We start from the raw sequence: 23,838 nt of genomic DNA, 5'->3' as shown, positions 1-23,838 counted from the left end.
TGACGTTTACTCTTCCGTTCGGAACAGCACCGTCTCTCCGACCAGCAGGAACAGGAAGAAGGGTGCCCAGGCGGCCAGGATCGGCGGGTAGGCACCCAGATTGCCCATGGCCAGCGAGAAATTGTCGGCGACGAAATAGGCGAAGCCCAGCGCCATGCCCATGACCGCGCGCAGGAACAGCTGGCCCGATCGTGCAAGGCCGAAGGCGGCAACCGACCCCAGGATCGGCATCAGCAGCGCGGACAGCGGCCCCGACAGCTTGTGCCACAGGCTGCCCTCCAGTTCCGCAGTCGGGCGGCCAGCATCATGCAGGTCGGAAATGGCGGCTTCCAGTTCGCTGAAGGTCAGCCCGTCGGGATCGACCTTGGCCAGCGTGAACTGGTCGGGGCGGATATCGCGGCCAAAGCGGACCGTGCCGACATCGCGCACCGTGCCGCGCGCCACGTCGAACTGCCGCGCGCCTTCCAGCACCCAGCTTTTCGAAGCCGCGTCATAATGGCCCTTGGGCGCCTGGACGATGGTCGTCAGACTGTTGTTGACGCGGTTGTAGATTTGCACCTTGCGCAACTGCACCGCGGTGCCGCGTCCGGCGACGATCGCGGCATTGACCAGATTATTGCCGTCGCGCACCCAGGGATTGCTCTTCACCCCGCTGTCGGGCGGGATCGGCCCGTAATCCACTGCTTCCCAGGCGCTGAGCGCCGCGGTCGAGCGCGCGACGATTCGCTCGTTGAAGACGAAGCTGATCGCCGACACGCCCAGCGCCGCCACGACCAGCGGCGCCAATATCTGGTGCGCCGACAGGCCAGCCGCCTTCATCGAGATGATCTCGCTATTCTGGTTGAGCGTCGCCAGCATCACCAGCGTGCCGAGCAGCACGGAGAAAGGCAGGAACCGCGCGACGATCTGCGGCACGCGAAGACCGACATAGTGCCATAATTGCGCGTCGCCATTGCCCGGATAGGCCAGGATGTCGCCCGAATTGCCCAGCAGGTCGAGCGTCTGGAGCACCACGACCAGCAGCATCAGCACCGCGAAGGTCCGGGTCAGGAACAGCCGGATCATGTAGAGGCTGATCTGGCGCGAGGGGAAGAAATCGAGATTCATGGGATCAGGCGGCTCCTTCCGCTTCCGCCGGGGCGCGTCGCCGCCCGAAGCGCAGCAGGCGCGCAACCTGCTTGCCAAGCTTGGAGAAGGCATATTCGAGCGCGGCAATCGGCTGACCGCCGGGGCGGTGCGCGATCACATGATACATCCACAGGACCAGGCCGGACGCGAGCAGGAATGGCACCCACAGCGCAATGATCGGGTCGATCTTGCCCAGCGCCCCCACGCTTTCGCCATATTGGTTGATCTTGTGATAGGTGACGATGAAGACGATCGACAGGAACACGCCCAGTGCCGACGTCGATCGCTTGGGCGGGATGGCGAAGGCCAGCGCCGCCAGCGGCAACAGCAGCATGAACACCACTTCGACCATGCGGAAATGGAAATTGGCGCGCACCTCGTTGCGCAGCTTGTCGGGGGTCGCCTGGTTCTTGCCGATCACCACCAGTTCGGGAATCGTCTTCTCCCGATCGACGTCGCGCCCGCGAAACGCCTCGATCTGCGGCAGGTCGATCGGCAGGTCATGGCTGGAAAAGGACAGGATACGCGGCGTCTTATATTTGGGCGCATCATTCACCAGCACGCCGTCGCGCAGGCGGAAGATGATCGTGTCGGGATCGTCGGTCGCGAGGAACCGGCCTTGGGCCGCCGTCACCGCAACCGACTGGCCATCGCGGCTGACCGCGCGCACGAAGATGCCCTGAAGATTGCGGCCTTCGTCCATGCTGCGTTCGATCCGCAGCGTCATCCGCTTGCCCAGATTGGTGAACTCGCCGACCTTGATCGACGCGCCGAGCGCGCCGGAGCGCAGTTCGAAGCGAAGCGCCTCATAGGCGTGGCGCGAAAGCGGCTGGACGAAGCCGACAATGCCGAAATTGATCAGCGCCAACGCGATCGCATACATATAGGGCACGCGCAGCAGCCGGCCATAGGACAGGCCGACGGCGCGCATCACGTCCAGCTCGGACGATGTCGCCAGCTTGCGGAAGGCAAGAAGAATACCGAGCATCAGCCCGATCGGAATGCCGAGCGAGAGATATTCGGGCAGCATGTTGGCGAGCATCCGCCACACGACGCTGACCGGTCCGCCCTCCGCCGCGACGAAGTCGAACAGGCTGAGCATCTTGTCGAGTACAAGCAGCATCGCGGCGATCACGAGCGTTCCGAGCATCGGCACGGCGATCAGGCGGGCGAGATAACGGTCGGTGGCGGTCAGCATTCTCTAAGTCGTCGTCCCATCACCATGTTTTGGCCGCAAACCCATCTCATATGCGAGTCAGGTAGTTTTGCGGGGCGAACAGGGGCTCGCCGTCCGGTCCATCCGGATGGCTATAGCTTCCAGGAGTCTGATGGTCATGTTGAAAGTTGCACTGGGTCTGATGTCGGTAGCCGCGCTGGTCGCGGGCGTCCCGGCGCTGGCCCATGGGCAGGAAATCGCCAATGAAATGGAGCGTTGCGGCGCCGGGGCCAAGGGTCCGGCGGTGCTGGTCGACGTGCGCGGCTTCGCCGCCGCCACCGGCAAGGTCCGCGTCCAGTCCTATCCGGGCACCAAGGATGCCTGGCTGACGAAGGGCGAATGGCTCAATCGAATCGACGTTCCGGTGAAGGCGAGCAACGGCGCGATGCGCTTCTGCGTGCCGGTACCCCAGCCGGGCAAATATGGCATCGCCGTGCGCCACGACCGTGATGGCAATGGCAAGACGGATATTTCCCGTGATGGTGGCGGATTTTCCAACAATCCGTCGATCAGCATCTTCAACCTGGGCAAGCCGGGTGTGGACAAGGCCGCCTTCTATGCCGGCCCCGGCGTGACGAAAATCACGATCAACCTCAAATATATGTGATCCAAAACCATGGTCTGCGTCGCGCTCCTGTCCAATCCCAAGTCCACAGGCAACCGGCAGACCCTTCCGCGCGTGCGCAGCTATTGCGCCAGCAACCCGGACATCTTCCATTATGAGGTGGAGCATGTCGACCAGATCGGCCGGGCGTTCCAGACCATCGCCCGCGTCGATCCGACCGTCATCGTCATCAATGGCGGCGACGGTACGGTGCAGGCGTCGCTGACCGAACTGTATCAGGGCGAACATTTCAAGGGCCGGGTGCCGCCGATCGCGGTGCTGCCCAATGGCAAGACCAACCTGATCGCGCTCGACCTCGGCATCCATGGCGATCCGATCAAGGCGCTGGAGCGCATCGTCCAGATCGCCAAGTCGGGCGTCGACGACCATGTCGTGGCGCGCGAACTGATCGCCTTGTCCGACGGCCAGGCCGAAACGCGACCGGTGCTGGGCATGTTCTTAGGGGGAGCGGGACTGGCCGACTACATGCTTTATTGCCGTAACCAGATCTATCCGCTGGGCCTGTCCAATGGCCTGAGCCATGTCATCACCGCGCTGGCCGTGATCGTGTCGCTATTGTTCGGCATCCGCGCCCGCTTCCTGCCGCCGTCGAGCAAGCCGGTCAGCATCTCGCTGATCCGCGAAGGCCAGCTGGCGGGGCGCTTCTCGGTGCTGATCGTCACCACGCTGGAACGGCTGCTGCTGGGCGTACAGCCGGGCGACAGCCGACGCGGCAACATGAAGCTGATGGCGGTGGAACAGAGCCTGCCCGCGCTGTTGCGGCTCCTCTGGGGCAGCATCTTCAAGCGTGTCGGCAAGCACAAGATGCAGGGCATCCACCTGGAACAGGGCGACATCATCCGCATCGAGGGCGACCATAGCAGCGTGATCCTGGACGGCGAGCTGTTCGAGGCTTCGGAAGGCAGGCCGATCGTGCTGCGTTCGACCGAGCCGGTGCCCTTCCTTCGGCTGGCGGCTTAAGGGGCAGGGTTGGCTCTCCCAATCGGCGTACCGGCCGATTGGGGTGGGAAGCGAACATTACTCAAGCCCAGGATGACGCCGAATTAATGGCGGCTTCTAACCACTACCTCTCTCCATCCCCGCTCAACCCGAAAAGGCCGGCGCTGCCAAGGCGCGAGCGTGGTCGCGGATGCCGGAGGGCCAGTCTTCGGACAGCGAAATATACAACTGCACATCCCTGGCATAGAGCGCCCGGATCGCGGCTTCGTAGCCGGGACGGTCGCCAGCCATGGCGGTGACGAAATGATAGGCTGCGTCCATCGCCGCGCGCGGGCTGGGCGTATTGGCGCTCGCTTTCCGGGCTTCTTCCACCAGTCGTCGCAGCGTCGCCGACGCACCACCCGGTTGCACCGCCAGCCAGTCCCAGTGGCGCGGCAGCAGCGTCACCTCGCGCGGCTGCACGCCCAGCTTCGGTCGCCCCCTGCCCCGGGGAGCCTCCCCCGATGGACCACGCAGGTCGATGTCGACCTGTCGCCCCGTACCGTCTTCGAACAGGAGGATATTCTGCGCGTCATCGCCGACAGCGCGCAGGGCCTCCCGCATTTCATCCTCGTCACCCGTGGCGATCCAAAGATCGCCTGCAAACGCCGTAAAAGTCCGTTCCATGCCGAATCTCCTTCGGCATCGCTATTATTACCCGGATTTTATTGAGTCAATATTACCCGGATAATAATCAGGCCGGTCGCAGTTCGACCCAGGTCGGCGCATGGTCGCTGGCCTTTTCCCGACCGCGAAATGCCTTGTCGACCTGCGCGTCGATCAGGCGATCGGCGGCGGTGGGGCTGAGGAGAAGATGATCGATGCGGAAACCGGCATCGCGCGGCCAGCTGTTCGCCTGATAGTCCCAGAAGGTCCACACGCCCCCGGCCGGATGGCGGCTGAGGATCGCGTCGGTCCAGCCGTCACCCAGCAGTCGCCGATAGGCGGCGCGGCTTTCAGGCTGCATCAGCGCATCGTCCTGCATCGCCTTGACCGAGAAGGTGTCCACGTCGCGCGGAATGACATTATAGTCCCCGGCGAGAATGGCGGGTACTTCTTCCGCCCAGATTTCGGCAGCGCGGTCCCGCAGCCGCTTCATCCAGCGCAGCTTGTAATCGAATTTGGGGCCGGGCTGCGGATTACCGTTGGGCAGGTAGATGCTGGCGACGCGCACACCCTTCACATCGGCTTCGAGATAACGGCTATGCTCGTCCTCCGGCTCACCCTCCAGTCCGCGACGCACCTCTACCGGACTTTCGCCGCGCGCGAGGATGGCAACGCCGTTGAAACCCTTTTGCCCGTGCCAGATCACGCCATAGCCGGCGGCCTCGATATCCTTGACCGGGAAAGTCTCGTCGCTGGTCTTGATTTCCTGAAGACAGGCAATGTCGGGGCGCGTTTCGTCCAGCCATTCCAGCAGACGCGGCAGACGCGCCTTGATGCCGTTGATGTTGAAGGTGGCGATGCGCATGACGTCTCCGTTTTCCGACAGCCACAAAGGCCGTGCAACCGTGTCTCGACTATGCTCGACACGAACAGAGCAGGTAAGTCAATCAGACTGAGAAGCTGGTTCCGCAGCCGCAGCCAGCAGTGGCGTTCGGGTTCGTCACCTTGAACGCCTGACCGCCAAGGTCCGACACGAAGTCCACGGCCGAGCCGCGCACCAAGTCGATGCTGACATCGTCCACCACCAGGGTCACGCCGTCGCGCTCGACCGACAGGTCCGCAGCCTCGATCCCCTCGGCCAGACCGAAGCGATATTGGAAACCGGAACAGCCTCCGCCTTCGACCGACAGGCGGAGGATGGCGGGCTTGCCCTGCTTGGCGGCGATCGCTGCGACGCGGGCGGCTGCGGATGGGGTGAGATCGATGTCGGCCATGATGCGCCCTAGATAGGATCATGCAAAAGGCCCGGCAACCCATGGGGCGCCGGGCCTTTTGCGAATTTCGGAAAATGCCGGATCAGTCGGCAGCTTTTTCCTGCGCCTTGGTCGGGCCGCCCATGGCCACCGGGGGCTTGGTGTTCATCGCGACCAGATAGTCGGGACCGGCGACGAAGGGGATGGGGTTGATCGCCGCGCCGTCTACGCGAACTTCATAATGGAGGTGGCTGCCGGTGGAGCGGCCGGTCGAGCCCATCAGGCCGATGAGCTGGCCGCGCTTCACATAGGAGTTTGCAGCGACCAGCAGCTTCGACATGTGGCCGTAGCGCGTTTCCATGCCGCTGCCATGGGTGATCTGGACGAGATTGCCATAGCCGCTGGCCCAACCGGCGCGGCTGACGACGCCATCGGCCGTCGCGTAGATCGGGGTGCCCATCGGGCCGGGGATGTCGATGCCCTTGTGCATCCGCGCGCCGCCGTTGAACGGATCGGAGCGGACACCGAAGTTCGAAGTCAGCGACAGCTTGGCCACGGGACGGCCCGACGGAATATAGGCTGACGCCTTGGGCTGGCCGTCGAGGCGCTGGAGGCTGGCGAACAGGTCGGAGAAAGCGAGGTCGGTCTTACCGGTCTGCGAAGCGGCAGCGGGTACGTCGCCATAAGGATCGTCATCGTCGGTCGACGCCTGGGCCGGGGCTGCGGCGCACAGGGCGCCCGCAATGCCGATGGCTCCAAAAATTTTCAGGAATTTTGACGCGGACTGGAACTTAAGCGATCCACGCGCATTGACCGTATGAAGAACCGACATGCTAACCCCGACTTGACCACCGGAGGCCTATGCCTTGCGGTGCTTCCCGTGTTTTATGTTTGGCGACCTAAATCGCCCCCGCTGTTGATGCACAGTGCCGATCCCGGATCAGGTTGCAAGCGGCGTGTAAAAATCTTCCGTCAAACCGGCCTGCCGACGCGCCGAGTCGTTGAACGGCGGCTTAACGATGCCACGAAAATGCCGTTTCACAAGCAGTTGGTAATGATTTGGGGCGTCCAGCCCCTGTCCATTCGTCGCCCAGGCGAACCATTTTGTCCCCGCAGAAACATGGCGAATCTCGTCCGCCATGATGCGCCTGAGCATCCGTCCTGACACCATGTCGCCTGCTCCCTCAAACCGCTCGACCGTGGCCGGCGTTATGTCGAGCGCCCGCGCCTCCAACACCATTGGCACGATAGCGAGCCGCGCCAGCGCATCGCCCGCCGTCTCCTCCGCCGCCTGCCATAGGCCGTCATGGGCAGGCAGCGCGCCATAATGGCTGCCGACCTGACGCAATCGCCGGTCGAGCAGCGCAAAGTGCATCGCCTCCTCCGCGCCGACCTGCATCCACTGATCGGTGAAAGCGGTCGGAAATTCGCCGCCAAAGCGACCGATCAGGTCGAAGGCCAGGTCGATCGCGACGAATTCGATATGGGCGAGCGCATGGAGCATCGCGACACGCGAGCGTTCCGACCCGATCTTGCCGCGCCTGGGCATCCTGTTCGGCGGCAGCAGTTCGGGCGCGGCCGGGCGCGACGGCCGGTCCGGCATCGCCACGTCGAACCGATGCGCCAGCCGTCCAAGGCGCCAGCCGCGCGCCACCGCGCGGGCCGCCATCAGCTTGTCATGAGGATCGGGCGTCAGCAGAACATGAGCACAGGCCGCACCCACCGTCGTGATCGAAACCGGCAGGGTCAAAGCGCTTGCGCCGCCTCCAGCACTTCGGCGGCATGGCCCTTCACCTTGACCTTGGGCCAAACGCGCAGAATCTTGCCGTCTGCGCCGACCAGGAAGGTCGCCCGCTCGATGCCCATATATTTGCGGCCATAAAGCGACTTTTCGACCCAGGTGCCGAACGCCTCGCAAGCCGCGCCCGGCTCGTCGGATGCCAGGATGACGGTCAGGCCATATTTCTCGGCAAACTTCTTCAGCTTGGCCGGCTTGTCCTTGGAAATGCCGACCACCGGCACGCCGGCGGCAGCATATTCGTCGGCCAGCGCGGTGAAATCCTTCGCCTCGTTAGTACAGCCGGGCGTGTCCGCCTTGGGATAGAAATAGACGACCAGCGGCTTGCCCCGATAGGCTTCCAGCGTGAAATCCGTGCCGTCGGCATCCTTGAGCGCCACGGCGGGAATGGTGTCACCCTGATCCAGCATCTTCATTCTCCTGATAGGGCGCGGCGAGCGCGGCCCACGCGTCACTGACGCATTGCCGCGCCTTGGCGTAGCTTGCAAGCAGCCCGTCCCAGTCCGCCGCTCCGCAGGCGCGTGCGACGAGGCCGCGGGTCGCTTCGGGCGGCTCGGTCGATTTGGGTGAGACCAGGCGCGAGACGACCAGATAACGGGTGATGAGATCATGCGCCGCGATCAGGTCTGCGGGCAGATGGCCGGCCGCGACAAGTTCGGTCAGCGCCTTGCCCAGATCGGGATCGAACGCCATGCCATGGCGGAACTGGGTGATGTGGATCAGAAATTCCAGATCGACGAGGCCGCCGGAGATCAGCTTGACGTCAAGATCGCTGGCCGGCGGTTTATGTCTGGCGATGTCGCCGCGCATTTTCACCGCCTGCCGCGCCAGTTCGTCGAAGTCGCGCGGCCGCTGAAGCGTTTCGGCAAGGACGGCATCGATCGCGCCACGCGCCTGCGCCGAACCAAAGACAGGACGGGCGCGCGTCAGCGCCAGATGCTCCCAGGTCCAGGCCTCCTCGCGCTGATAGCGCGCGAAGCTGTCGAGACTGACCGCGAGCAGCCCCTGCGCGCCGGACGGACGCAGCCGCGTGTCAACCTCGTAAAGCGGGCCGGAAGCGGTGTGAACCGACAGCGCATTGGTGATGCGTTGGGCAAGGCGGTTGAAATATTGGGTCGCGCCCAGCGGTTTGGCACCATCGGATTCGGTCGCGAAATCGCCGGTGAAAAGATAGACGAGGTCAAGGTCGGAGGCATGGGTCAGCACGCCGCCGCCCATGCGGCCCAGCGCCAGGATCAGCAGCTCGCCCCCCGGCACCTTGCCATGAGCGGTTTCGAATTCGGCGACGGTGGCGCTGGCCAGCGCCTCGATCGCGGCTTCGGCGACGCGGCCATAGCCCCTGCCCGCCTCCAGCGGATCGCCGCCGCGAATGATCTGCGCGCCCAGCGCAAAGCGGCGATCGCCCACGCGCTGCCGCACCCGATCGAGCAACGCCTGATAATCCTCGCCCGGTTCGAGGGCGCCAAGCTGGTTCGCGAGTTGCGCGACCGGCGGCGGGGAGTCGAACACGGAGGCGTCGATCAGGCCGTCGAGCAGTTCCGCCCGGCGGCCGAGCGCATCCGCCAGCGTGGGCGCATGGCTCAATATCTCCGCCAGCAGTTCGACCAGCGCGGGGCGTGCGGCGAGCAGCTTGAAGAAGTTGATCGCGCTCGGCAGGCGCGCGATCATGTCGTCGAGCCGGTTGAGCGCGCGGCTGGGATCTGGCGCCTTCGCCAGCGTGCGCATCAGGCCGGGCAGCAGTTCCTCCAGCGCCTCGCGCGATGGCGCGCTGCGCAGCGCGCGGATCGTGCCGCCGCGCCAGCGGGTGATGCGGGCGAGCGGCGTGTCTGGATCGGCAAAGCCCAGCTCGATCAGTTGCGTCTTCAGCCGATCCTCGTCGTGCGAGAGGGAGGCATCCTCCTTCTCCGGACTGAGCTTGTCATAGTTGCGACCGACCCATTCGACATGGGGGCGCAGCAGGTCGAGCAGCGCCGCGCCATCGGGCAGGCCATGGAGCCGCGCGACATTGTCGAGGCTGGCCGGCGACGCGGGCAGTTCGTGGGTCTGGCGGTCCTCCACCATCTGGAGCCGATGTTCGATGGTGCGGAAGAGGATATAGGCCTCGTCCAACCGGACGGCGACGTCCGGCTCGATCACATTGGCGGCGGCGAGCGCACGCAGCGCCTCCCGCGTATTGCCCGACCGCAGCGAGGGATCGCGACCGCCATGGATCAGCTGGTGGACCTGCGCGAAGAACTCAACCTCGCGGATGCCGCCGCGACCGCGCTTCAGGTCATAGCCTGGCCCGAATGCCTGCCCCTGCGCATAATGGTCGCGGATGCGGCGCGATATGTCGACGATCGCGTCGATCGCACCGAAATCGAGGCTGCGGCGCCAGACGAAGGGACGGATCTGGCGCATGAAATAGTCGCCCAGTTCCTTGTCCCCCGCCGCCGGGCGCGCGCGGATAAAGGCGGCCTGCTCCCAGCCGAGCGCGGTCGATTCATAATAGCCGATCGCCGCCTCCACCGGCAGGGCGATGGGCGTGGCCTCCGGCGAGGGGCGCAGGCGCAGGTCGACGCGGAAGACATAGCCGTCGCCGTCGCGGGCGGTGAGCAATTCGCTGACCCGGCGGCCGATGCGCACGGCGGCGTCGGCGACATCCTCCCGCTCGCCATGCGGCAGGGTCCGGGGATCATAGAGCAGGATCGGGTCGATGTCCGACGAATAGTTCAGCTCGCGACTGCCATGCTTGCCCAGCGCCAGCACGACGAAGCCCTTATGTTCGGCACCGGGATAGCGTTCCTGCATGGCGGCGGCGAGCGCTTCCTCCAGCGCCCGATCGGCGAAGTCGGACAGGGTACGGGTGACGCGGTCCATGTCCCATACCCCCGACAGGTCGGCCGCCGCCACCGCCAGCGCGATCGCCCCGCGCCGCCGCCGCAGCGATCTGGCAACGCCATCTTCGGGCGCACCGGCCGCCTGCGCCGCCGCCAATGCGCCATCGAAATCGCCGGCCGCCAGCCGATCAGTCACGGTCGAGAAACGATCCAGCGCCCGCGCCAGAAAGGGCGAATGCCCCCTGATGCGCGCCTCGGTTGCCTGCCAGTCCGTCACCATCGCCTCTCCTTGTCCTGCGGCCTATCGCGCCGGGATGCGACGAATGCCAGAAACTTTTGAGCCACATGGTCGTTTGGCAATATATGGAAATGCAGTCTAAATCATTTCGCCGATCGGCAATGGGACGGGAGGGCGATCGTGCCCGCATCGTCACCGTCGGCTTGCCAGCGCCCTATGAAGGCGTCGGCAATGCGCTGCGTTCTGCCTACAAGCCGCCTCGTGAATCGGTCCCCGATGACATGATGGCGCTGCTATCGAGGCTGGATCGCCGATAGGGCAGGAAGGCTTTGTTTACCGATTTCTGCGAGACATCCGGTAATGTGTCGCAAAAAACGGACCGTGTAGTGCTATACCGCAATTTTGCCATAGCCACGCTGATCGGGGCGCCCCTCGTCGTAATGGCCATTTCGTCGTTCCAGCCGGCGCCCCGCGCGACAGAGAAAACGCCTACGGCAACCCTGGTCGAAACCTCCGAACCGCGTTCGGTTGTCACTCCCAATTATTCACCCGTGCCATCCGTGTCAGGCGCCGTCGGTTTCAACGACGCCAGCCCCGCCACTGGCCCGACGGGCCATGCCGGGACCAGGGTACCCGATGCTTTCCTGGTTCCAGTGGTCGATGCCATTCCGGAATGACGACAGGCGCGATCAGATTGCGCCCTTGAAGGTGTCGCACTGGGCCGGATCGCCGGTGGCCAGCCCCTTGCGCAGCCAGGTCATCCGCTCGGCGCTGGTACCATGGGTAAAGCTTTCCGGCACCGGCCGGCGACCGGCCGCCTTCTGGAGCGTATCGTCGCCGATCGCCTCTGCCGCGCGCATCCCTTCTTCCAGATCGCCCGGCTCCATCAGATTGGTATCGCGCGCCGCCCAGACGCCGGCATAGCAGTCCGCCTGCAATTCCATCTTCACCTGAAGTGCATTGCCGTCAGCTTCCGACGCGCTTCGCTGCGCCTTGCGGATACGGTCCGCCTCCCCGGTGATGGTCTGGATATGATGGCCGACCTCATGCGCTATGATGTAACCGATCGGGAAATCGCCCGGCGCGTCGAAGCGGGTTTCCATTTCGCGGAAGAAATCGGTGTCGAGATAGATGCGCTGGTCGGCCGGGCAATAAAAGGGCCCCATCGCCGATTGCGCCGCGCCGCAGCCCGACTGTCCGTTCTGGCTGTAGAAGACCAAGGTCGGCGGCGGATATTGCTGTCCTTCGGCCTTGAAGATGTCGGCCCAGCGGCGCTCGGTCGATCCCAGCACCTTGAGCGACACGCGCTGCACGTCCGTCAGTTCATTGGTAGAGGGTCGCTCGCTTTGCACCGGCGCCTGCTGCTGCCCACCGCCGCCGACCAGACTGAGAGGGTTCATCCCCAGCACCATCATGATGATCAGCACGACGACGATACCGCCGCAACCGAAGCGGCTGCCGATAAGCGGCAGCAACATGCCAAGGCCACCGCCCAGCCCGCCGCCGCCGAAACCGCCGCCGCGTCCGTCCTGCACCTCGTAATGGCTGCTTTCCTGTTCGTCGTCGAGCCGCATCGCGCCCTCCCTTTCCTTTTGAACCTTGCCTACGCGATTCAGAACGAGCGGGAAACCATCCGCGCAAGCCAGGGTTGCGACGGGGCGTGAATTGTTACGAGACATTAAGTTGGAATGGCGACGGCAAAGCCTATATTGCACTGCGACATGGCTGACATTGAACCCCAGCATCACGAAGCGAAGCCCCTGCGCCGCGCAAGGACGCCGCTCTCCCTCCCCCGCGAAATCGCCCTTCTGCTGCAAGGCGGCGGTGCGCTCGGCTCCTTCCAGCCGGGGGTCTATGAACGACTCGACGAGTTGGGCGTGGACGTCACCTGGGTCGCCGGCATCTCGATCGGCGCGGTCAACGCCGCGATCATCGCGGGCAATCCGCCCCACCGCCGGATCAGCCGGCTCAAGAAATTCTGGTACACCGTGTCGGGCGGCATGCCCAATGTCATCCTGCCCGAAATCGACCATATCCGCGAAGCCGCGCATCTGGGCGCTGCGGGCGTGGTCGCGACCTTCGGCGTACCGGGCATGTTCCGCCCGCGCCTCTGGCCAGCGACTCTGATGCCGGAGGGGACGCCCGGCGCGATCAGCTTCTATGACAGCGGACCGCTCAAGGACATGCTCGACGCCTGCGTCGACTGGGATCTGCTGAACGACGGTCCGGTCCGCCTGTCTGTGGGCGCGGTGGATGTGGAAACCGGCAACTTCTCCTATTGGGACACGCGCGGCCCCGGCGGCAACACGCGGATCGACGCGCGCCACATCATGGCGTCGGGCGCGCTGCCGCCAGGCCTGCCTCCGATCGAGATTGACGGGCGCTGGTATTGGGACGGCGGCATCGTGTCCAACACGCCTCTTTCCCATGTGCTCAACCACCAGACCGAGGACATGCTGGTCTTCCAGGTCGATCTTTTCCCCGCCGAAGGGCCGATGCCGCGCCAGATGACCGACGTCTATTCGCGGATGAAGGACATTCAGTACAGCAGCCGCACCCGTCAGGTGACGGACCAGTATCTGCGCCTGCGCCGCGAGCATGGCGCGATCAAGGCGCTGCTCGACAAGCTGCCGCCCGAACTGCACGACAGCACGGAAGCGCAGGCGCTGCGCCAGTGCCTGGACCAGGGGTCGGTCAACATCGTCCACCTAATCTACCGGTCGCGCAACTGGGAAAGCGGCGCCAAGGACTTCGAATTTTCCCGCTCGACCATGCTCGATCACTGGAGTCAGGGCCGCGACGCGGTGGAGGAAGTGATGCACAAGGGCGACCTGATCGCCCGCAACATCCTCGACGGCAAGAGTTCCACCTTCGATCTCGACGAACCCGATCATCTCAAGGAGAAAAAGGCATGAGCAAGTCGCTGAACGGCAAGACCGCTCTCATCACAGGCTCCACCTCCGGCATCGGGCTTGCCTATGCCAAGGCGCTGGCCGGCGAAGGCGCGAACATCGTCATCAACGGCTTCGGCGATGCGGACGCGATCGAAAAGGAACGCAAGGGACTGGAAGAATTGTCCGGTGCCAAGGCGCTCTATTCGGGCCACGACCTGACCAAGGTCGACCAGATCGAGGCGATGATGAAGGAAGCGGCCGACACATTTGGCGGCGTCGATATCCTAATCAATAATGCCGGGATGCAGCATGTCGCGCCGGTGGAGGAATTTCCGCTCGACAAATGGGATCTCATCATCGCGCTCAACCTCAACAGCGCCTTCCACACGACCCGGCTGGCCCTGCCCCACATGAAGGAAAAGAAATGGGGCCGGATCATCCAGACCGCATCGGCCCATTCGCTGGTCGCCTCCCCCTATAAGAGCGCGTATGTGACGGCCAAGCATGGCCTGGCCGGCTTTACCAAGACAGTGGCGCTGGAGGTCGCGACCTTCGGCATCACCGCCAACTGCATCTCGCCCGGCTATGTCTGGACCCCACTGGTCGAAAACCAGATCCCCGACACGATGAAGGCGCGCAACATGACCCGCGAGCAGGTGATGAACGACGTGCTGCTGGCCGGTCAGCCGACCAAGCAGTTCGTCACCGCCGAACAGGTCGCCGCGACCGCCCTCTATCTGTGCAGCGACGCCGCCGCGCAGGTGACGGGCGCGAACCTGTCGATCGACGGCGGTTGGACGGCGCAATAGGCCCGTTTAAGCGGGGAGGCTGGGCCGGGAACGGCCAAAAGCGGCCATCAAAGCGGGACTTACCCGCCCAACTCAGCGCCCGAGATCGAGCGCCGCCTTTTCCGCGTCGGGCAATGACGCGCCCATGACCCTGGCGAGCGTGGGCGCGATCGCGCGCATGTCGACCTGACCCAGATCCTTGCCTGGCGTCACGCCCTTGCCCATCAGCAACAGTGTAGACTGGAGGTTGGTCGGGCCGGGAAAATAGCCGTGCATGCCCTTGACCGGACTGTGCACGACGATCGGAGCGGTCGGACCGCGATAGATATCGGTGACAAAACCGGGCTTGAGATTGACCGCAAAGGCCGCCTGCGGGTTGCCACCCAAGGCCGCGAGTTCCGCCTTGTCCGCAACCCTGTCGATGCCGTTCGCCGGGTTGGCGGCGAGTTGGTCGAGCAGCTTTCTCACTCGCGCAGCAAGCGCCTGATCGTCAGGGCGGGCCAGCATGATCGCGGCCGATCCGCCTGCGATCCACGGCATGGCGAGCCAGGAAGCGACCTTGCCGTCCTGACCCAGCGTGATGAGCCCTGCGTCGATGAACGGGCGATAGAGGTTCAGCGCCGTGTGCGTCGCTTCGAACCCATGGTCGCTGACCAGCGCGATCATTGCGTCGGGATGCGCCTTCGTCTCGGCAGCGACGATATCGCCGACGATGGCATCGATCTTCTCCAACACCGCCTTCGCCTCGGGCGTGTCCGGTCCCTTCTCATGCTGCTCATGGTCGAGCGCGGTCAGGTAGACGGTCAGGAAATCGGGCTTGTGCGCGGCGATGAGCGCGGTGGCGAAGCGGCCGCGCAACTGGTCGCCGGGCAGGCTCTCGTCGATCCCCATGGCATAGGGCTGGCCGACCTTCGCCTCCAGCTGCGCCTTGAGACCGGGCGTCGCCAGCGCATCGAGCAGCTTCGCATCGTCGGCATGGCCGGTGCGCCAGATTTGCGGCAGGTTCCAGGTCACGCCCTTAGCCGCGACGCTGACCGGCCAGTGGATATTGCCGGTGGACAGTCCTGCCTTGCTCGCGGCCTCCCACAGCATGGGCACCTTGACGTCCTGCGCATACCAGTACCAGCCGCTCTGGTTGATGCCCATGGGATCGAAACTGTTATTTGCGACGATGCCGTGCCGGGCAGGCGCGGCACCGGTCATCAGCGTCGTATGGCTGGGATAGGTGAGCGTCGGCAGCACGCCGGTGACGCCGGTCGCATGGGCGCCCTGCTTCAGGAAGCGGCGCAGATTGGGAATGGACAGGCCGCGCTTGTCCGCCTCCAGCACGTCGCCGGGACGCAGCCCGTCGACCGAGATGAGGAGGACGGGTTCGGCCCTGGCCATGACCGGGAGGGCCATGGCGAGCATCGAAACAGCAAGCGCGACTGTCTTCATGTTTTTCTACTCCGTCGTCGAAATCAGAAGCCGGCCTTCAGCGTCAAGAAGAACTGCTGCGGCGCGCCGATCAGCAGCGTCTGGCGGTCGCCGCTGTTCGCGAAACCGCCCGAACCGATCGTGCTGATATATTTCTTGTCGAACAGGTTGCTCGCGTTCAGCTGGATCTCGATCCTGTCGGTGAAGCGATAGCCGATCGTAGCGTCCACGATCACACGGCCGTCGACCGACTGGTCGTTGGTGTAATTATAATAGCGCTTCGACATATAATTCGCGCCGATGCGGGCGAAGACCGGCCCCTGATCATAGTTCAGCTCGCCGCGCACCATATGTTTGGGGCTGTCGACCACCGTCTTGCCGTCGAGTGCGGCGATCAGATTGCCGTCGCCGTCGACGACATCGTCGCGGTAGGTGGCGTCGGTGTAGCTGTAGCTGGCATAGACGCCGAAGCCATGGCCGAGCTTCAGGTCGCCGGCCGCCTCGAAGCCGATCGAGCGGACGCTGCCGACATTCTGGAGCGCCGACGGATTGCCCTGGATCGCCGAACCGATCGACACGGCGTCGAGGCGGTTCTTGAAGTTGACCAGATAGGCGCCAAGCACGCCGTTGAAGATCGGATTATGATAGCGCAGGCCCAGTTCGAACGTGTCGGACGTTTCGGGCTTCAGATCATCCCTGATCGCGTCGAAACCGGCCTGGTTGGTCGAGAAGGGGCCGGTTGTGGTGGCGGACGCGAAAGCCCGCGTCACCTGGGTGAAGCCACCGAACACTTCCGCCTCGGGGCTGAGTTCGACCGCAAAGCCGGCATGCGGCTGGAACCAGTCCTCGACCTTGACCTTGCCTTCGGGGAAGGTCGACTGGACGATGGCTTCCGCCTTGTTCGTGACCTTGAAGCCCTTCCACCCCAGGTTGACCGTCACCATGCCCAGGTCGATCTTGTCCTGGACGTGATACTGGAACGTGTCGGTGGTGAAGTCGAACTCCCACTGGGTGAAGAAGGGGTTCTTGGGATAGTCGCGGAAGCTCAGGCCCGGATCGGTGCGGCTGGCGAAGGCGTAGAAGCGGCGAGCCTGATGGAATTTGTTATTCTCGTACCACGCGCCGACACTGAGGTTCTGGATGCCGAGCGTATAGTCGACGCTACCGAACACGCCGATGCGATCCATGTCATATTCGGTGGTGCGCACCGACATGGGCACGCCGTTCGGACTGGGGGTATAGGGCGTGGCCCATAGGCCCATGCCGCTGTTATTGTGGTAATATCCCTTGATCTTCAAGGTCGCCTGCTCGCCGATCGGCGTGGTCAGGCCGATCGCGCCCAGCCAATCCTTGCGCAGGCCCGCCGCGTCATAATAGGCGTCGTCGGCGCTGGTGACATTGCCGGGATAGGTCTGGCCGGTGGCGACCGATGCACCGCTATAGTCGTAAAGGCCATCGGGGAAGGGCGAGCCGCCACTGTTGCTGATCAGGTCGACGTCGTTCAGGCGGCTGGCATAGTCGATCGCGCGGGCATAGTCGGGATAACTATTGTCCCAGTTCCAGCCCAGACGCTCGATCATGCTCTTCGACATGTCCTGATAGTCCTGCTCGCGACGGTCCGAATAGCTGAGCCAGCCGTCGAGCGTCGCTTCGCCCACAGGGATCACGACCTTGGCGTTCGCCATATGCTGGTCCTGCACGCCCTGGCCCTTCCACTTGTCGGTCGAGCCATAGCCATAGGAGACATAACCGCGGATGCCATCGCGCGTGCCGAGCGCCGCGCGGCCGAAGGCGCGCCAGGTTTCGTCGCTGCCATAGGTCAGGTTGCCCTGCGCGCCGAGCGAGCCGCCGCTCAGATAATCGGCCGGGTCGGCGGAGAAGGTTTCGACCGTGCCGCCCAGATTGCCGGTCGCCTGCGTGCCGAGCGAACCGGCGCCCTGCGACACACGCACGCTACCGATATTCTCGCTGCTGACGGCGCGGGTGATGTGCAGGCCGTTATGGTTGCCATAGCTCATGTCGCCCAGCGGAATGCCGTCGAAGGTGAAGCCGAGCTGATTCTGGTTGAAACTGCGGATGGTGACGCGCTGCGACCATTCATAGTTGCCGAACGGATCGGACGACTGGAAGTTGACGCTGGGCAGTTTCTCGATGGCCTTGAGCGCATTGGTGCCGGGCGTCAGGGTGACGATGTCCTTGGCCGCGATTTCCTGCACCTGTCGGGTTTCACCACGGCCGAAGACGATGATTTCCGCGCCATCGGCGGCGTCGGCCGCCGGCGCGGCCTCCTGTGCGAAGGCCGGCGTGGCGGCAAGAATGGTGGATGCGAGCAATAAGGCGTTGATCGGACGCATGATGAAATCCCCCTTGGAACCCGGTTTTCGAAAGTCTGGTTCTGACGGGGGCGTTTAGGCGCGCGATGTTGCACCGCAATGTGAACATCTTGACGGAATGACGACGGTCTTGTGACACTAACGTTATGATTAAACGCCAATCAGCCGTTCTGAACCGTCCGCTTTCCCATTGTGTCAAAAAGGTCGCAGTCCAGCCATTTTAACCGGCGCGATTGCATCGTTCATGCGGGCGGCTATGGAAATGTGACAGAAAAATTCCACAGGAAAGCAGAACATGGCCAAACCCGAATCCTGGCGGTTCAGCCCCGAAGCCTATCGCTTCGTCACCAGCATCGACACGCGCTTCCAGGATCTGGATACGATGGGCCACATCAACAACGTGGCCATTTCTGGCATTTTCGAAACAGCACGCATCCGCTTCCACCATCACATGGGTCGCCATCCACAGGAACAGGGCGTGCGCTGGCTGGTGGCCAATGTGAACCTCAACTTCATTGAGGAATCGCACTTCCCCTATCCGTTCGAAGTGCATTGCGCGATTGGTCATATCGGTCGCACCAGCTGGACGATCAGCTCGGCCGGTTTCCAGAAGGGCGTGTGCGTCGCGACCTGCGACACCACGGTCGTGACCCATGGCGCGGAGGGGCGCCGCCTGATCGACGATACGCTGCGCGAAGCGATGGAAATGAATTTCCTGCGCAAGCCTGAGTGAGGTGGCCGAAAATAAACTAGAGCATTTTCGAAGCAGATGGTAACATCTGCTGGCTCGGAAAATGCGGAAAACAAAAGAAATTTGGAGCATGATCGGATTCAGCATGATCGGATCATGCTCTAGCCGGAATGAGCGGGCCTATCTGAACCCCGCCATCCGTCGGCTCCACTGAAAGGCGATGACGCCACCCTTGACCGGCTGGATCATCGCCACTGCCAGCAGGATCGCCAGGCCTGGCCAGATCATCGCCTGCCAGCCGAGCGGAATGGCGAAGGCGGCATTCACCTCGATCATCAAGGGCACCAAAATATGCCCCAGCAGCAGGATGACGATATAGGCGGGAAAGTCATCCGCCTGATGGGCGTCGAGACGAAGTCCGCATTGCGCGCAGGTCGGTGCGGCCTTGAGGAAGCGGGCGAACAGCCGGCCCTCGCTGCAGGCTGGGCATCGCCCGCGCAGACCATGCCCGATCGCCGGGCCGATCGGGCGGTCGGGTCGGGTCTCCGGGGCAGGATCGGTCATGCGGTCAGGGCTAGGGGCTGTGACCAGTCCATGCAACAGAACATCACCGGCTTGCGCCCTTTCACTGCCCGCAAAGCCTGTTAAGAAGCGCCATGCGCCTCCCCGGTCCCGACGAGCCTTTCTCCCTGTTCGACGATGCGCGCCTGCACGGCGCGGCGCCGGCACGGTTCTATCGCGATCCGGTGGGCATCATCGCAGCGCACAGCATGGCAGAGGTGCAGCCAGCGCTCGATCGCGTCGCCGAAGCGCGCGAAGCCGGCGTGCATGTTGCGGGCTATATCAGCTACGAAGCCGGGCTGGCGCTCGAAGGGCGGCTCGCGCCGATCGCCCGGCGGCGGGACCATGCGCGCGCGCCTCTGCTCTGGTTCGGCCTGTTCGAGGGCGTCCGCCTGATCGCGCCCGGTGCATTGCCGGCCCTGTTGCCCGATCCTGCTGCGGCGACCGTCGGGCCGCTTCGGCCTCTGGTGGATGAGGCGGGCTACCGTGCCGCCTTCACGCAGGTGCAGGACTATATCCGCGCCGGTGACATCTATCAGGTCAATCTCACATTCCCCTGCGAGGTCGCGGTCGATGGCGACCCGATGGCGCTGTATGCCGCGGTCCGGCCGCGCGCGGCGGCGGGTTATGGCGGCGTGATCCGCGACGGCGGCCAGACCATATTGTCATTCTCGCCCGAACTTTTCTTCACCCAAGTGCGCGGCCAGCTGACGGCACGGCCGATGAAGGGTACCGCCGTGCGTGCATCCGACGCGCAGACGGATACCGCCAACGCCCGCTGGCTGGAGTCGGATGCCAAGCAGCGTGCGGAAAACCTGATGATCGTCGACCTGTTGCGCAACGACCTGTCGCGCGTGTCGCAGGCTGGCAGCGTCACCGTACCCGACCTGTTCAAGGTCGAAACCTATCCGACCGTGCATCAACTGGTGTCGACTGTACGCGCGCGGGTGCTGCCGGGCCTGTCGCCGGTCGATGTGCTGCGCATCCTGTTTCCCTGCGGATCGATCACCGGTGCACCCAAGGTGCGGGCGATGGAGATCATCGACGCGGTCGAGCCGCACCCGCGCGGCGTCTATACCGGTGCGATGGGCTGGATCGATCCGGAGGGCGACGCCGCCTTCAATGTTGCCATTCGTACGTTATGCGTCGAAGAAGGTAGTGGAGTCGGTCGGTTGGGCCTCGGCTCGGGCATTGTCGCGGATTCGGAAGCAGGGTCCGAATGGGCGGAATGCCTGGCCAAGGGGCGCTTTCTTTCGCCGGCGTGACGGCATGATGTGCAGGGGCTAGAAACAATCGCAATGTCTTTGGCTGACGGACGGTTCGACCTGCTCGAAACCATGGCTTTCGATCCGCACGAGGGGATCAGGCTGCTTGAACTGCATCTGGCGCGGTTGAAGACCAGCTCCGACGCGATGGGCTTCACCTTCGATCGCCATGCCGTGCGCAACGAGCTTCAGGCCGCGACCTTCCGCCTGCGCGAGGCGAGCCGGGTACGGCTGCTGGTATCGCGCGGCGGTGCGCTGGCCATCGAGGTACGCGATCATCGCAGCTGGCCGCAGGCGATCGTGCCGGTCGCCGTGGTGCCGCGCGACGCGCCTGCCGACGATCTGCGCCTTAGTCACAAGACCACCGATCGGTCGCTCTATCGCGAAGCGCTGAAGCGGGGCGGCACCTATGAGGTGCTGTTGACCGACGCGGCCGGCTATCTGACCGAGGGCAGCTTCTCCACCCTGTTCGTCGAGCGCGGCGACAAGCTGGTGACGCCGCCGCTGTCTCGCGGGTTGCTGCCTGGCATATTGCGGCAGAGCCTGATCGACATGGGTGAGGCGGTGGAAGGCGACCTGCGCATCCACGATCTGGAGCGCGGCTTCTTCATCGGCAACGCCGCCCGCGGCATGGTGGCGGCAACACTGGCGCGCTGATTTGCGCAGGATAGCAGCGCTATCCTGCCGTAAAGCCATTAACGCCCATCTGGCCGGTTGCCCCTTCGTCCGTTGCGCACTAAGGGACGCGGCGTCCGCTTTTATCGCGGACCTTGGGGATTCATTATTTTGGTTCGCGATTTCCGAATCAGGGGGCTGTTTCGCCCACTTCGAAATCGCTGTGGAGAAAGATTATTACCATGAGCCAGACTTCCGCTGCCCTCGGTCGCATCCAGCCCTCCGCCACCCTGGCGATGAGCGCGCGCGTGAATGCCCTTAAAGCCGAAGGCGTGGACGTCATTGGTCTTTCGGCCGGGGAACCGGATTTCGACACGCCCGATTTCGTCAAAGAGGCGGGTATAGAGGCCATTCGGAAAAATCTGACCCGCTATACCGATGTCGACGGCACCGCCGACGTCAAGGAAGCCGTCGCCTTCAAGTTCAAGCGCGACAATGGCCTGATCTACAAGCGCAGCCAGATCAGCGTGAATTCGGGCGGCAAGCACACGCTGTTCAACGCGCTGATCGCGACCGTCGATGTGGGCGATGAAGTCATCATCCCGGCGCCCTACTGGGTCAGCTACCCCGATATCGTAAACTTCGCGGGCGGCACCCCTGTCTTCATCGAAGGCCCGGCGAGCCAGGGCTACAAGATCACGCCTGCCCAGCTGGACGCCGCGATCACCCCGCGCACCAAGTGGGTCATGCTGAACTCGCCGTCCAACCCGTCGGGCGCCGCCTATTCGGCCGACGAACTGAAGGCGCTGGCCGACGTGCTGCTGCGTCATCCCCATGTGCTGGTGATGACCGACGACATGTATGAGCATGTCTGGTACGCGCCGACGCCGTTTGCCACGATCGCGCAGGTCTGCCCGGAACTGTACGACCGCACGCTGACGGTGAACGGTTGCTCCAAGGCCTTTTCCATGACCGGCTGGAGGATCGGCTTTGCCGGTGGTCCCGAATGGATCATCAAGGCGATGGGCAAGCTTCAGTCGCAATCGACCAGCAATCCCTGCTCGATCAGCCAGGCGGCGGCCGTCGCTGCGCTGACCGGCCCGCAGGATTTCCTGGAAGAACGCAACGCCGTGTTCAAGAAGCGTCGCGACATGGTCGTCGCCATGCTGAACGACGCGCCGGGCCTCGACTGCCCGACGCCCGAAGGCGCCTTCTACGTCTACCCCGATGCCAGCGGCCTGATCGGCAAGACCACGCCCAAGGGCGAAGTCATCAGCAGCGACGAGGCGCTCATCGGCTATTTTCTCGATGAAGCCAAGGTTGCGGCCGTCCATGGCGCTGCTTTCGGCCTGTCGCCGGCGTTCCGTATCAGCTACGCGACCTCGGACGATGTGCTGAAAAAGGCCTGCACCCGGATTCAGGAAGCCTGTGCTGCCCTGAAATAAGCCGCCGCGCCGCCGCATAGGCGCGAAGGGAAACCGGCGTGAAAGCGCCGGTTTTTCGTTTCTGTCAAAAAACGGAAACGGTCTTTTTCGCACTGCGGCGTCTTGCGATTGACGCCGCAGGGTTTATATGCCCGTTGCGGAAAGAAACCGAATTTGGGTTAAGCTCCTTCGTCGCTCCCTGACCCACATTGGTCGAAAGTCGCTCCCGCGACGCGACCGGTTCAGCCAAGGGCAAGGCGCCGGAGCGTAGCTGCCGGCCGAGTTGGCCGAAAAGGACTGTAAGAAAGGTACTGCCATGATGGCATTTTTGAAATCCGACCTGTTCCTGCGCTTTCTGGGCGGGTTCGCGATCGGCGCCGTCGGCATGTTCCTGTTGCAGCCGTCGGAACCGCCGATGCTGAGCACGACCGCCATTGCGGCGACGACGACCAATGGAACGGCGCTCTAAAGCCCTGATCCCGCTTCTGGTTGCGGCGCTGTTTGCCGCTACCCCGCTGCATGCCGAACGCGCCGTCCAGGCGCCGGTTCCGACGATAGACGCCGCCCCGACCCGCAAGCTGGAAACCGCGATCTTCGCGGGCGGCTGTTATTGGGGCGTGGAGGGCGTCTTTTCCCATGTGAAGGGCGTCCATCTCGCCGTCTCCGGCTTTGCCGGCGGCCCGAAAGGACGCCGCGTCGATTATGAAACGGTGAGCGGCGGTAACACCGGCTTTGCCGAGTCGGTTCGCGTCACCTATGACCCGACGCAAGTCAGCTACGGCACGCTGATGCGCATCTTCTTCTCGGTTGTCGCCGATCCGACCACGCTCAACTATCAGCGCCCCGACAGCGGCACCCAATATCGCAGCGCACTCTTTCCGCTTAACGCCGAGCAGGACAAGGCGGCCCGCGCCTATCTGGTCCAGTTGGACAAGGCGGGCCTGTGGCGCGATCCGATCGTGACGCGGGTGGAGCCGTTTACCGGTTTCCAGAATGCGGCGCCCGATCATCAGGACTTTGCGCGCAAAAATCCGCTGCATCCCTATATTCTCCGCTGGGACAAGCCCAAGATCGCCGCGCTCAAGGCGATGTTCCCGACGTTCTACCGGGAAAAGCCGTCGGCCTGATCCGACCGATACTTTCGCCAGCTTGTCATCCGCGCCCGGCGACCTACTTGCTGATCCCAGATA

The 23,838-nt window shown here is 63.9% G+C and carries 23 protein-coding genes; 10 read left to right on the top strand and 13 right to left on the bottom strand.

Annotated features, from left to right (window positions below; genetic code table 11):
* Positions 1 to 6: 6 nt before the first annotated feature.
* Positions 7 to 1,107, bottom strand: coding sequence for an LPS export ABC transporter permease LptG (gene lptG, locus VMR39_RS19630; protein WP_325418207.1), 1,101 nt, complete (start codon positions 1,105 to 1,107; stop codon positions 7 to 9).
* Positions 1,108 to 1,111: 4 nt separating this feature from the next.
* Positions 1,112 to 2,326, bottom strand: coding sequence for an LPS export ABC transporter permease LptF (gene lptF, locus VMR39_RS19625; protein WP_325418205.1), 1,215 nt, complete (start codon positions 2,324 to 2,326; stop codon positions 1,112 to 1,114).
* Between the two features lie 130 nt (positions 2,327 to 2,456).
* On the opposite strand from lptF, the gene VMR39_RS19620 reads away from it, so the two are divergent.
* Entirely contained in the window at positions 2,457 to 2,951 is a 495-nt protein-coding gene (locus VMR39_RS19620) for a DUF2141 domain-containing protein (protein ID WP_325418203.1), read from the top strand.
* 9 nt (positions 2,952 to 2,960) lie between these two features.
* Complete coding sequence (locus VMR39_RS19615) at positions 2,961 to 3,929, top strand: diacylglycerol/lipid kinase family protein (protein WP_325418201.1); 969 nt, start codon at positions 2,961 to 2,963, stop codon at positions 3,927 to 3,929.
* 123 nt (positions 3,930 to 4,052) lie between these two features.
* Here VMR39_RS19615 and VMR39_RS19610 read toward each other — a convergent pair whose 3' ends face one another.
* The 8 genes from VMR39_RS19610 to ypfJ all read right to left on the bottom strand — a co-directional run bounded on the left by VMR39_RS19610 (position 4,053) and on the right by ypfJ (position 12,235).
* On the bottom strand, positions 4,053 to 4,574 hold the full coding sequence (locus VMR39_RS19610; protein ID WP_325418199.1) for a DUF2239 family protein: 522 nt from the start codon (positions 4,572 to 4,574) through the stop codon (positions 4,053 to 4,055).
* A 67-nt stretch (positions 4,575 to 4,641) separates the two neighbouring features.
* Positions 4,642 to 5,418 carry an exodeoxyribonuclease III gene (gene xth / locus VMR39_RS19605; RefSeq protein WP_325418197.1) on the bottom strand — a complete coding sequence of 259 codons (777 nt, stop codon included), beginning with the start codon at positions 5,416 to 5,418 and terminating at the stop codon, positions 4,642 to 4,644.
* Positions 5,419 to 5,500: 82 nt separating this feature from the next.
* Positions 5,501 to 5,827, bottom strand: a complete 327-nt coding sequence (locus VMR39_RS19600; protein WP_179041908.1) for a HesB/IscA family protein — start codon at positions 5,825 to 5,827, stop codon at positions 5,501 to 5,503.
* 82 nt (positions 5,828 to 5,909) lie between these two features.
* Complete coding sequence (locus VMR39_RS19595) at positions 5,910 to 6,638, bottom strand: M23 family metallopeptidase (protein WP_325418194.1); 729 nt, start codon at positions 6,636 to 6,638, stop codon at positions 5,910 to 5,912.
* Positions 6,639 to 6,746: 108 nt separating this feature from the next.
* Positions 6,747 to 7,556 carry a ferritin-like domain-containing protein gene (locus VMR39_RS19590; RefSeq protein WP_325418192.1) on the bottom strand — a complete coding sequence of 270 codons (810 nt, stop codon included), beginning with the start codon at positions 7,554 to 7,556 and terminating at the stop codon, positions 6,747 to 6,749.
* The gene (bcp, locus tag VMR39_RS19585) at positions 7,553 to 8,014 is read right to left on the bottom strand and encodes a thioredoxin-dependent thiol peroxidase (RefSeq protein WP_325418190.1); all 462 of its coding nucleotides are present in this window, start codon (positions 8,012 to 8,014) and stop codon (positions 7,553 to 7,555) included. The genes VMR39_RS19590 and bcp overlap by 4 nt, the downstream gene beginning before the upstream one ends.
* Positions 7,998 to 10,703: a bifunctional [glutamine synthetase] adenylyltransferase/[glutamine synthetase]-adenylyl-L-tyrosine phosphorylase gene (locus VMR39_RS19580; RefSeq protein ID WP_325418188.1), complete on the bottom strand. Its 2,706-nt coding sequence runs from the start codon at positions 10,701 to 10,703 to the stop codon at positions 7,998 to 8,000. Before VMR39_RS19580 ends, bcp begins: the two co-directional genes overlap by 17 nt.
* 647 nt (positions 10,704 to 11,350) lie before the next feature.
* A complete protein-coding gene (gene ypfJ / locus VMR39_RS19575) occupies positions 11,351 to 12,235 on the bottom strand; it encodes a KPN_02809 family neutral zinc metallopeptidase (protein ID WP_325418186.1) in 885 nt (294 codons plus the stop codon).
* A gap of 147 nt (positions 12,236 to 12,382) precedes the next feature.
* On the opposite strand from ypfJ, the gene VMR39_RS19570 reads away from it, so the two are divergent.
* Together VMR39_RS19570 and VMR39_RS19565 are read left to right on the top strand one after the other, a co-directional pair.
* A complete protein-coding gene (locus VMR39_RS19570) occupies positions 12,383 to 13,576 on the top strand; it encodes a DUF3734 domain-containing protein (protein WP_325418184.1) in 1,194 nt (397 codons plus the stop codon).
* The gene (locus VMR39_RS19565) at positions 13,573 to 14,364 is read left to right on the top strand and encodes a 3-hydroxybutyrate dehydrogenase (RefSeq protein ID WP_325418181.1); all 792 of its coding nucleotides are present in this window, start codon (positions 13,573 to 13,575) and stop codon (positions 14,362 to 14,364) included. Before VMR39_RS19570 ends, VMR39_RS19565 begins: the two co-directional genes overlap by 4 nt.
* Positions 14,365 to 14,436: 72 nt before the next feature.
* On the opposite strand, the gene VMR39_RS19560 is transcribed toward VMR39_RS19565, so the two are convergent.
* Both VMR39_RS19560 and VMR39_RS19555 read right to left on the bottom strand, forming a co-directional pair.
* Complete coding sequence (locus VMR39_RS19560; RefSeq protein ID WP_325418179.1) at positions 14,437 to 15,780, bottom strand: ectonucleotide pyrophosphatase/phosphodiesterase; 1,344 nt, start codon at positions 15,778 to 15,780, stop codon at positions 14,437 to 14,439.
* A 23-nt stretch (positions 15,781 to 15,803) separates the two neighbouring features.
* On the bottom strand, positions 15,804 to 18,113 hold the full coding sequence (locus VMR39_RS19555) for a TonB-dependent receptor (protein WP_325418177.1): 2,310 nt from the start codon (positions 18,111 to 18,113) through the stop codon (positions 15,804 to 15,806).
* A gap of 274 nt (positions 18,114 to 18,387) precedes the next feature.
* Here VMR39_RS19555 and VMR39_RS19550 point away from each other — a divergent pair, with 274 nt between their 5' ends.
* Positions 18,388 to 18,825: an acyl-CoA thioesterase gene (locus VMR39_RS19550; protein WP_325418175.1), complete on the top strand. Its 438-nt coding sequence runs from the start codon at positions 18,388 to 18,390 to the stop codon at positions 18,823 to 18,825.
* A gap of 138 nt (positions 18,826 to 18,963) precedes the next feature.
* On the opposite strand, the gene VMR39_RS19545 is transcribed toward VMR39_RS19550, so the two are convergent.
* A complete protein-coding gene (locus tag VMR39_RS19545) occupies positions 18,964 to 19,347 on the bottom strand; it encodes a DUF983 domain-containing protein (protein WP_325418173.1) in 384 nt (127 codons plus the stop codon).
* A 92-nt stretch (positions 19,348 to 19,439) separates the two neighbouring features.
* Here VMR39_RS19545 and pabB point away from each other — a divergent pair, with 92 nt between their 5' ends.
* The 5 genes from pabB (at position 19,440) to msrA (ending at position 23,775) form a co-directional block, all read left to right on the top strand.
* On the top strand, positions 19,440 to 20,609 hold the full coding sequence (pabB, locus tag VMR39_RS19540) for an aminodeoxychorismate synthase component I (RefSeq protein ID WP_325418171.1): 1,170 nt from the start codon (positions 19,440 to 19,442) through the stop codon (positions 20,607 to 20,609).
* Positions 20,610 to 20,642: 33 nt separating this feature from the next.
* Positions 20,643 to 21,266, top strand: a complete 624-nt coding sequence (locus tag VMR39_RS19535) for an aminotransferase class IV (protein WP_325418169.1) — start codon at positions 20,643 to 20,645, stop codon at positions 21,264 to 21,266.
* A gap of 200 nt (positions 21,267 to 21,466) precedes the next feature.
* A complete protein-coding gene (locus VMR39_RS19530) occupies positions 21,467 to 22,669 on the top strand; it encodes a pyridoxal phosphate-dependent aminotransferase (protein WP_325418167.1) in 1,203 nt (400 codons plus the stop codon).
* 295 nt (positions 22,670 to 22,964) lie between these two features.
* Positions 22,965 to 23,117 (top strand): hypothetical protein, encoded by a 153-nt coding sequence (locus VMR39_RS19525; protein WP_325418165.1) that lies wholly within the window; start codon positions 22,965 to 22,967, stop codon positions 23,115 to 23,117.
* Positions 23,101 to 23,775: a peptide-methionine (S)-S-oxide reductase MsrA gene (gene msrA, locus VMR39_RS19520; RefSeq protein WP_325418163.1), complete on the top strand. Its 675-nt coding sequence runs from the start codon at positions 23,101 to 23,103 to the stop codon at positions 23,773 to 23,775. The genes VMR39_RS19525 and msrA overlap by 17 nt, the downstream gene beginning before the upstream one ends.
* Positions 23,776 to 23,838: the final 63 nt, after the last annotated feature.

It is taken from the genome of Sphingobium sp. (assembly GCF_035511395.1).
Classification (GTDB): Bacteria; Pseudomonadota; Alphaproteobacteria; order Sphingomonadales; family Sphingomonadaceae; genus Sphingobium.
The sequence above is the reverse complement of the archived record's forward strand: the minus strand, read 5'-3'. Positions and strand labels throughout refer to the sequence as shown.

What these genes read in the sequence shown, in the direction of transcription:
- pabB (WP_325418171.1), top strand. Translation starts at nt 19,440, where the DNA reads ATGCGCCTCCCCGGTCCCGACGAGCCTTTCTCCCTGTTCGACGATGCG.
- bcp (WP_325418190.1), bottom strand. Translation starts at nt 8,014, where the DNA reads ATGCTGGATCAGGGTGACACCATTCCCGCCGTGGCGCTCAAGGATGCC.
- VMR39_RS19565 (WP_325418181.1), top strand. Translation starts at nt 13,573, where the DNA reads ATGAGCAAGTCGCTGAACGGCAAGACCGCTCTCATCACAGGCTCCACC.
- VMR39_RS19610 (WP_325418199.1), bottom strand. Translation starts at nt 4,574, where the DNA reads ATGGAACGGACTTTTACGGCGTTTGCAGGCGATCTTTGGATCGCCACG.
- VMR39_RS19560 (WP_325418179.1), bottom strand. Translation starts at nt 15,780, where the DNA reads ATGAAGACAGTCGCGCTTGCTGTTTCGATGCTCGCCATGGCCCTCCCG.
- VMR39_RS19525 (WP_325418165.1), top strand. Translation starts at nt 22,965, where the DNA reads ATGATGGCATTTTTGAAATCCGACCTGTTCCTGCGCTTTCTGGGCGGG.
- ypfJ (WP_325418186.1), bottom strand. Translation starts at nt 12,235, where the DNA reads ATGCGGCTCGACGACGAACAGGAAAGCAGCCATTACGAGGTGCAGGAC.
- lptF (WP_325418205.1), bottom strand. Translation starts at nt 2,326, where the DNA reads ATGCTGACCGCCACCGACCGTTATCTCGCCCGCCTGATCGCCGTGCCG.
- VMR39_RS19600 (WP_179041908.1), bottom strand. Translation starts at nt 5,827, where the DNA reads ATGGCCGACATCGATCTCACCCCATCCGCAGCCGCCCGCGTCGCAGCG.
- VMR39_RS19535 (WP_325418169.1), top strand. Translation starts at nt 20,643, where the DNA reads ATGTCTTTGGCTGACGGACGGTTCGACCTGCTCGAAACCATGGCTTTC.
- VMR39_RS19580 (WP_325418188.1), bottom strand. Translation starts at nt 10,703, where the DNA reads ATGGTGACGGACTGGCAGGCAACCGAGGCGCGCATCAGGGGGCATTCG.
- VMR39_RS19545 (WP_325418173.1), bottom strand. Translation starts at nt 19,347, where the DNA reads ATGACCGATCCTGCCCCGGAGACCCGACCCGACCGCCCGATCGGCCCG.
- VMR39_RS19615 (WP_325418201.1), top strand. Translation starts at nt 2,961, where the DNA reads ATGGTCTGCGTCGCGCTCCTGTCCAATCCCAAGTCCACAGGCAACCGG.
- VMR39_RS19620 (WP_325418203.1), top strand. Translation starts at nt 2,457, where the DNA reads ATGGTCATGTTGAAAGTTGCACTGGGTCTGATGTCGGTAGCCGCGCTG.
- xth (WP_325418197.1), bottom strand. Translation starts at nt 5,418, where the DNA reads ATGCGCATCGCCACCTTCAACATCAACGGCATCAAGGCGCGTCTGCCG.
- VMR39_RS19595 (WP_325418194.1), bottom strand. Translation starts at nt 6,638, where the DNA reads ATGTCGGTTCTTCATACGGTCAATGCGCGTGGATCGCTTAAGTTCCAG.
- VMR39_RS19570 (WP_325418184.1), top strand. Translation starts at nt 12,383, where the DNA reads ATGGCTGACATTGAACCCCAGCATCACGAAGCGAAGCCCCTGCGCCGC.
- VMR39_RS19550 (WP_325418175.1), top strand. Translation starts at nt 18,388, where the DNA reads ATGGCCAAACCCGAATCCTGGCGGTTCAGCCCCGAAGCCTATCGCTTC.
- VMR39_RS19555 (WP_325418177.1), bottom strand. Translation starts at nt 18,113, where the DNA reads ATGCGTCCGATCAACGCCTTATTGCTCGCATCCACCATTCTTGCCGCC.
- lptG (WP_325418207.1), bottom strand. Translation starts at nt 1,107, where the DNA reads ATGAATCTCGATTTCTTCCCCTCGCGCCAGATCAGCCTCTACATGATC.
- VMR39_RS19530 (WP_325418167.1), top strand. Translation starts at nt 21,467, where the DNA reads ATGAGCCAGACTTCCGCTGCCCTCGGTCGCATCCAGCCCTCCGCCACC.
- msrA (WP_325418163.1), top strand. Translation starts at nt 23,101, where the DNA reads ATGGAACGGCGCTCTAAAGCCCTGATCCCGCTTCTGGTTGCGGCGCTG.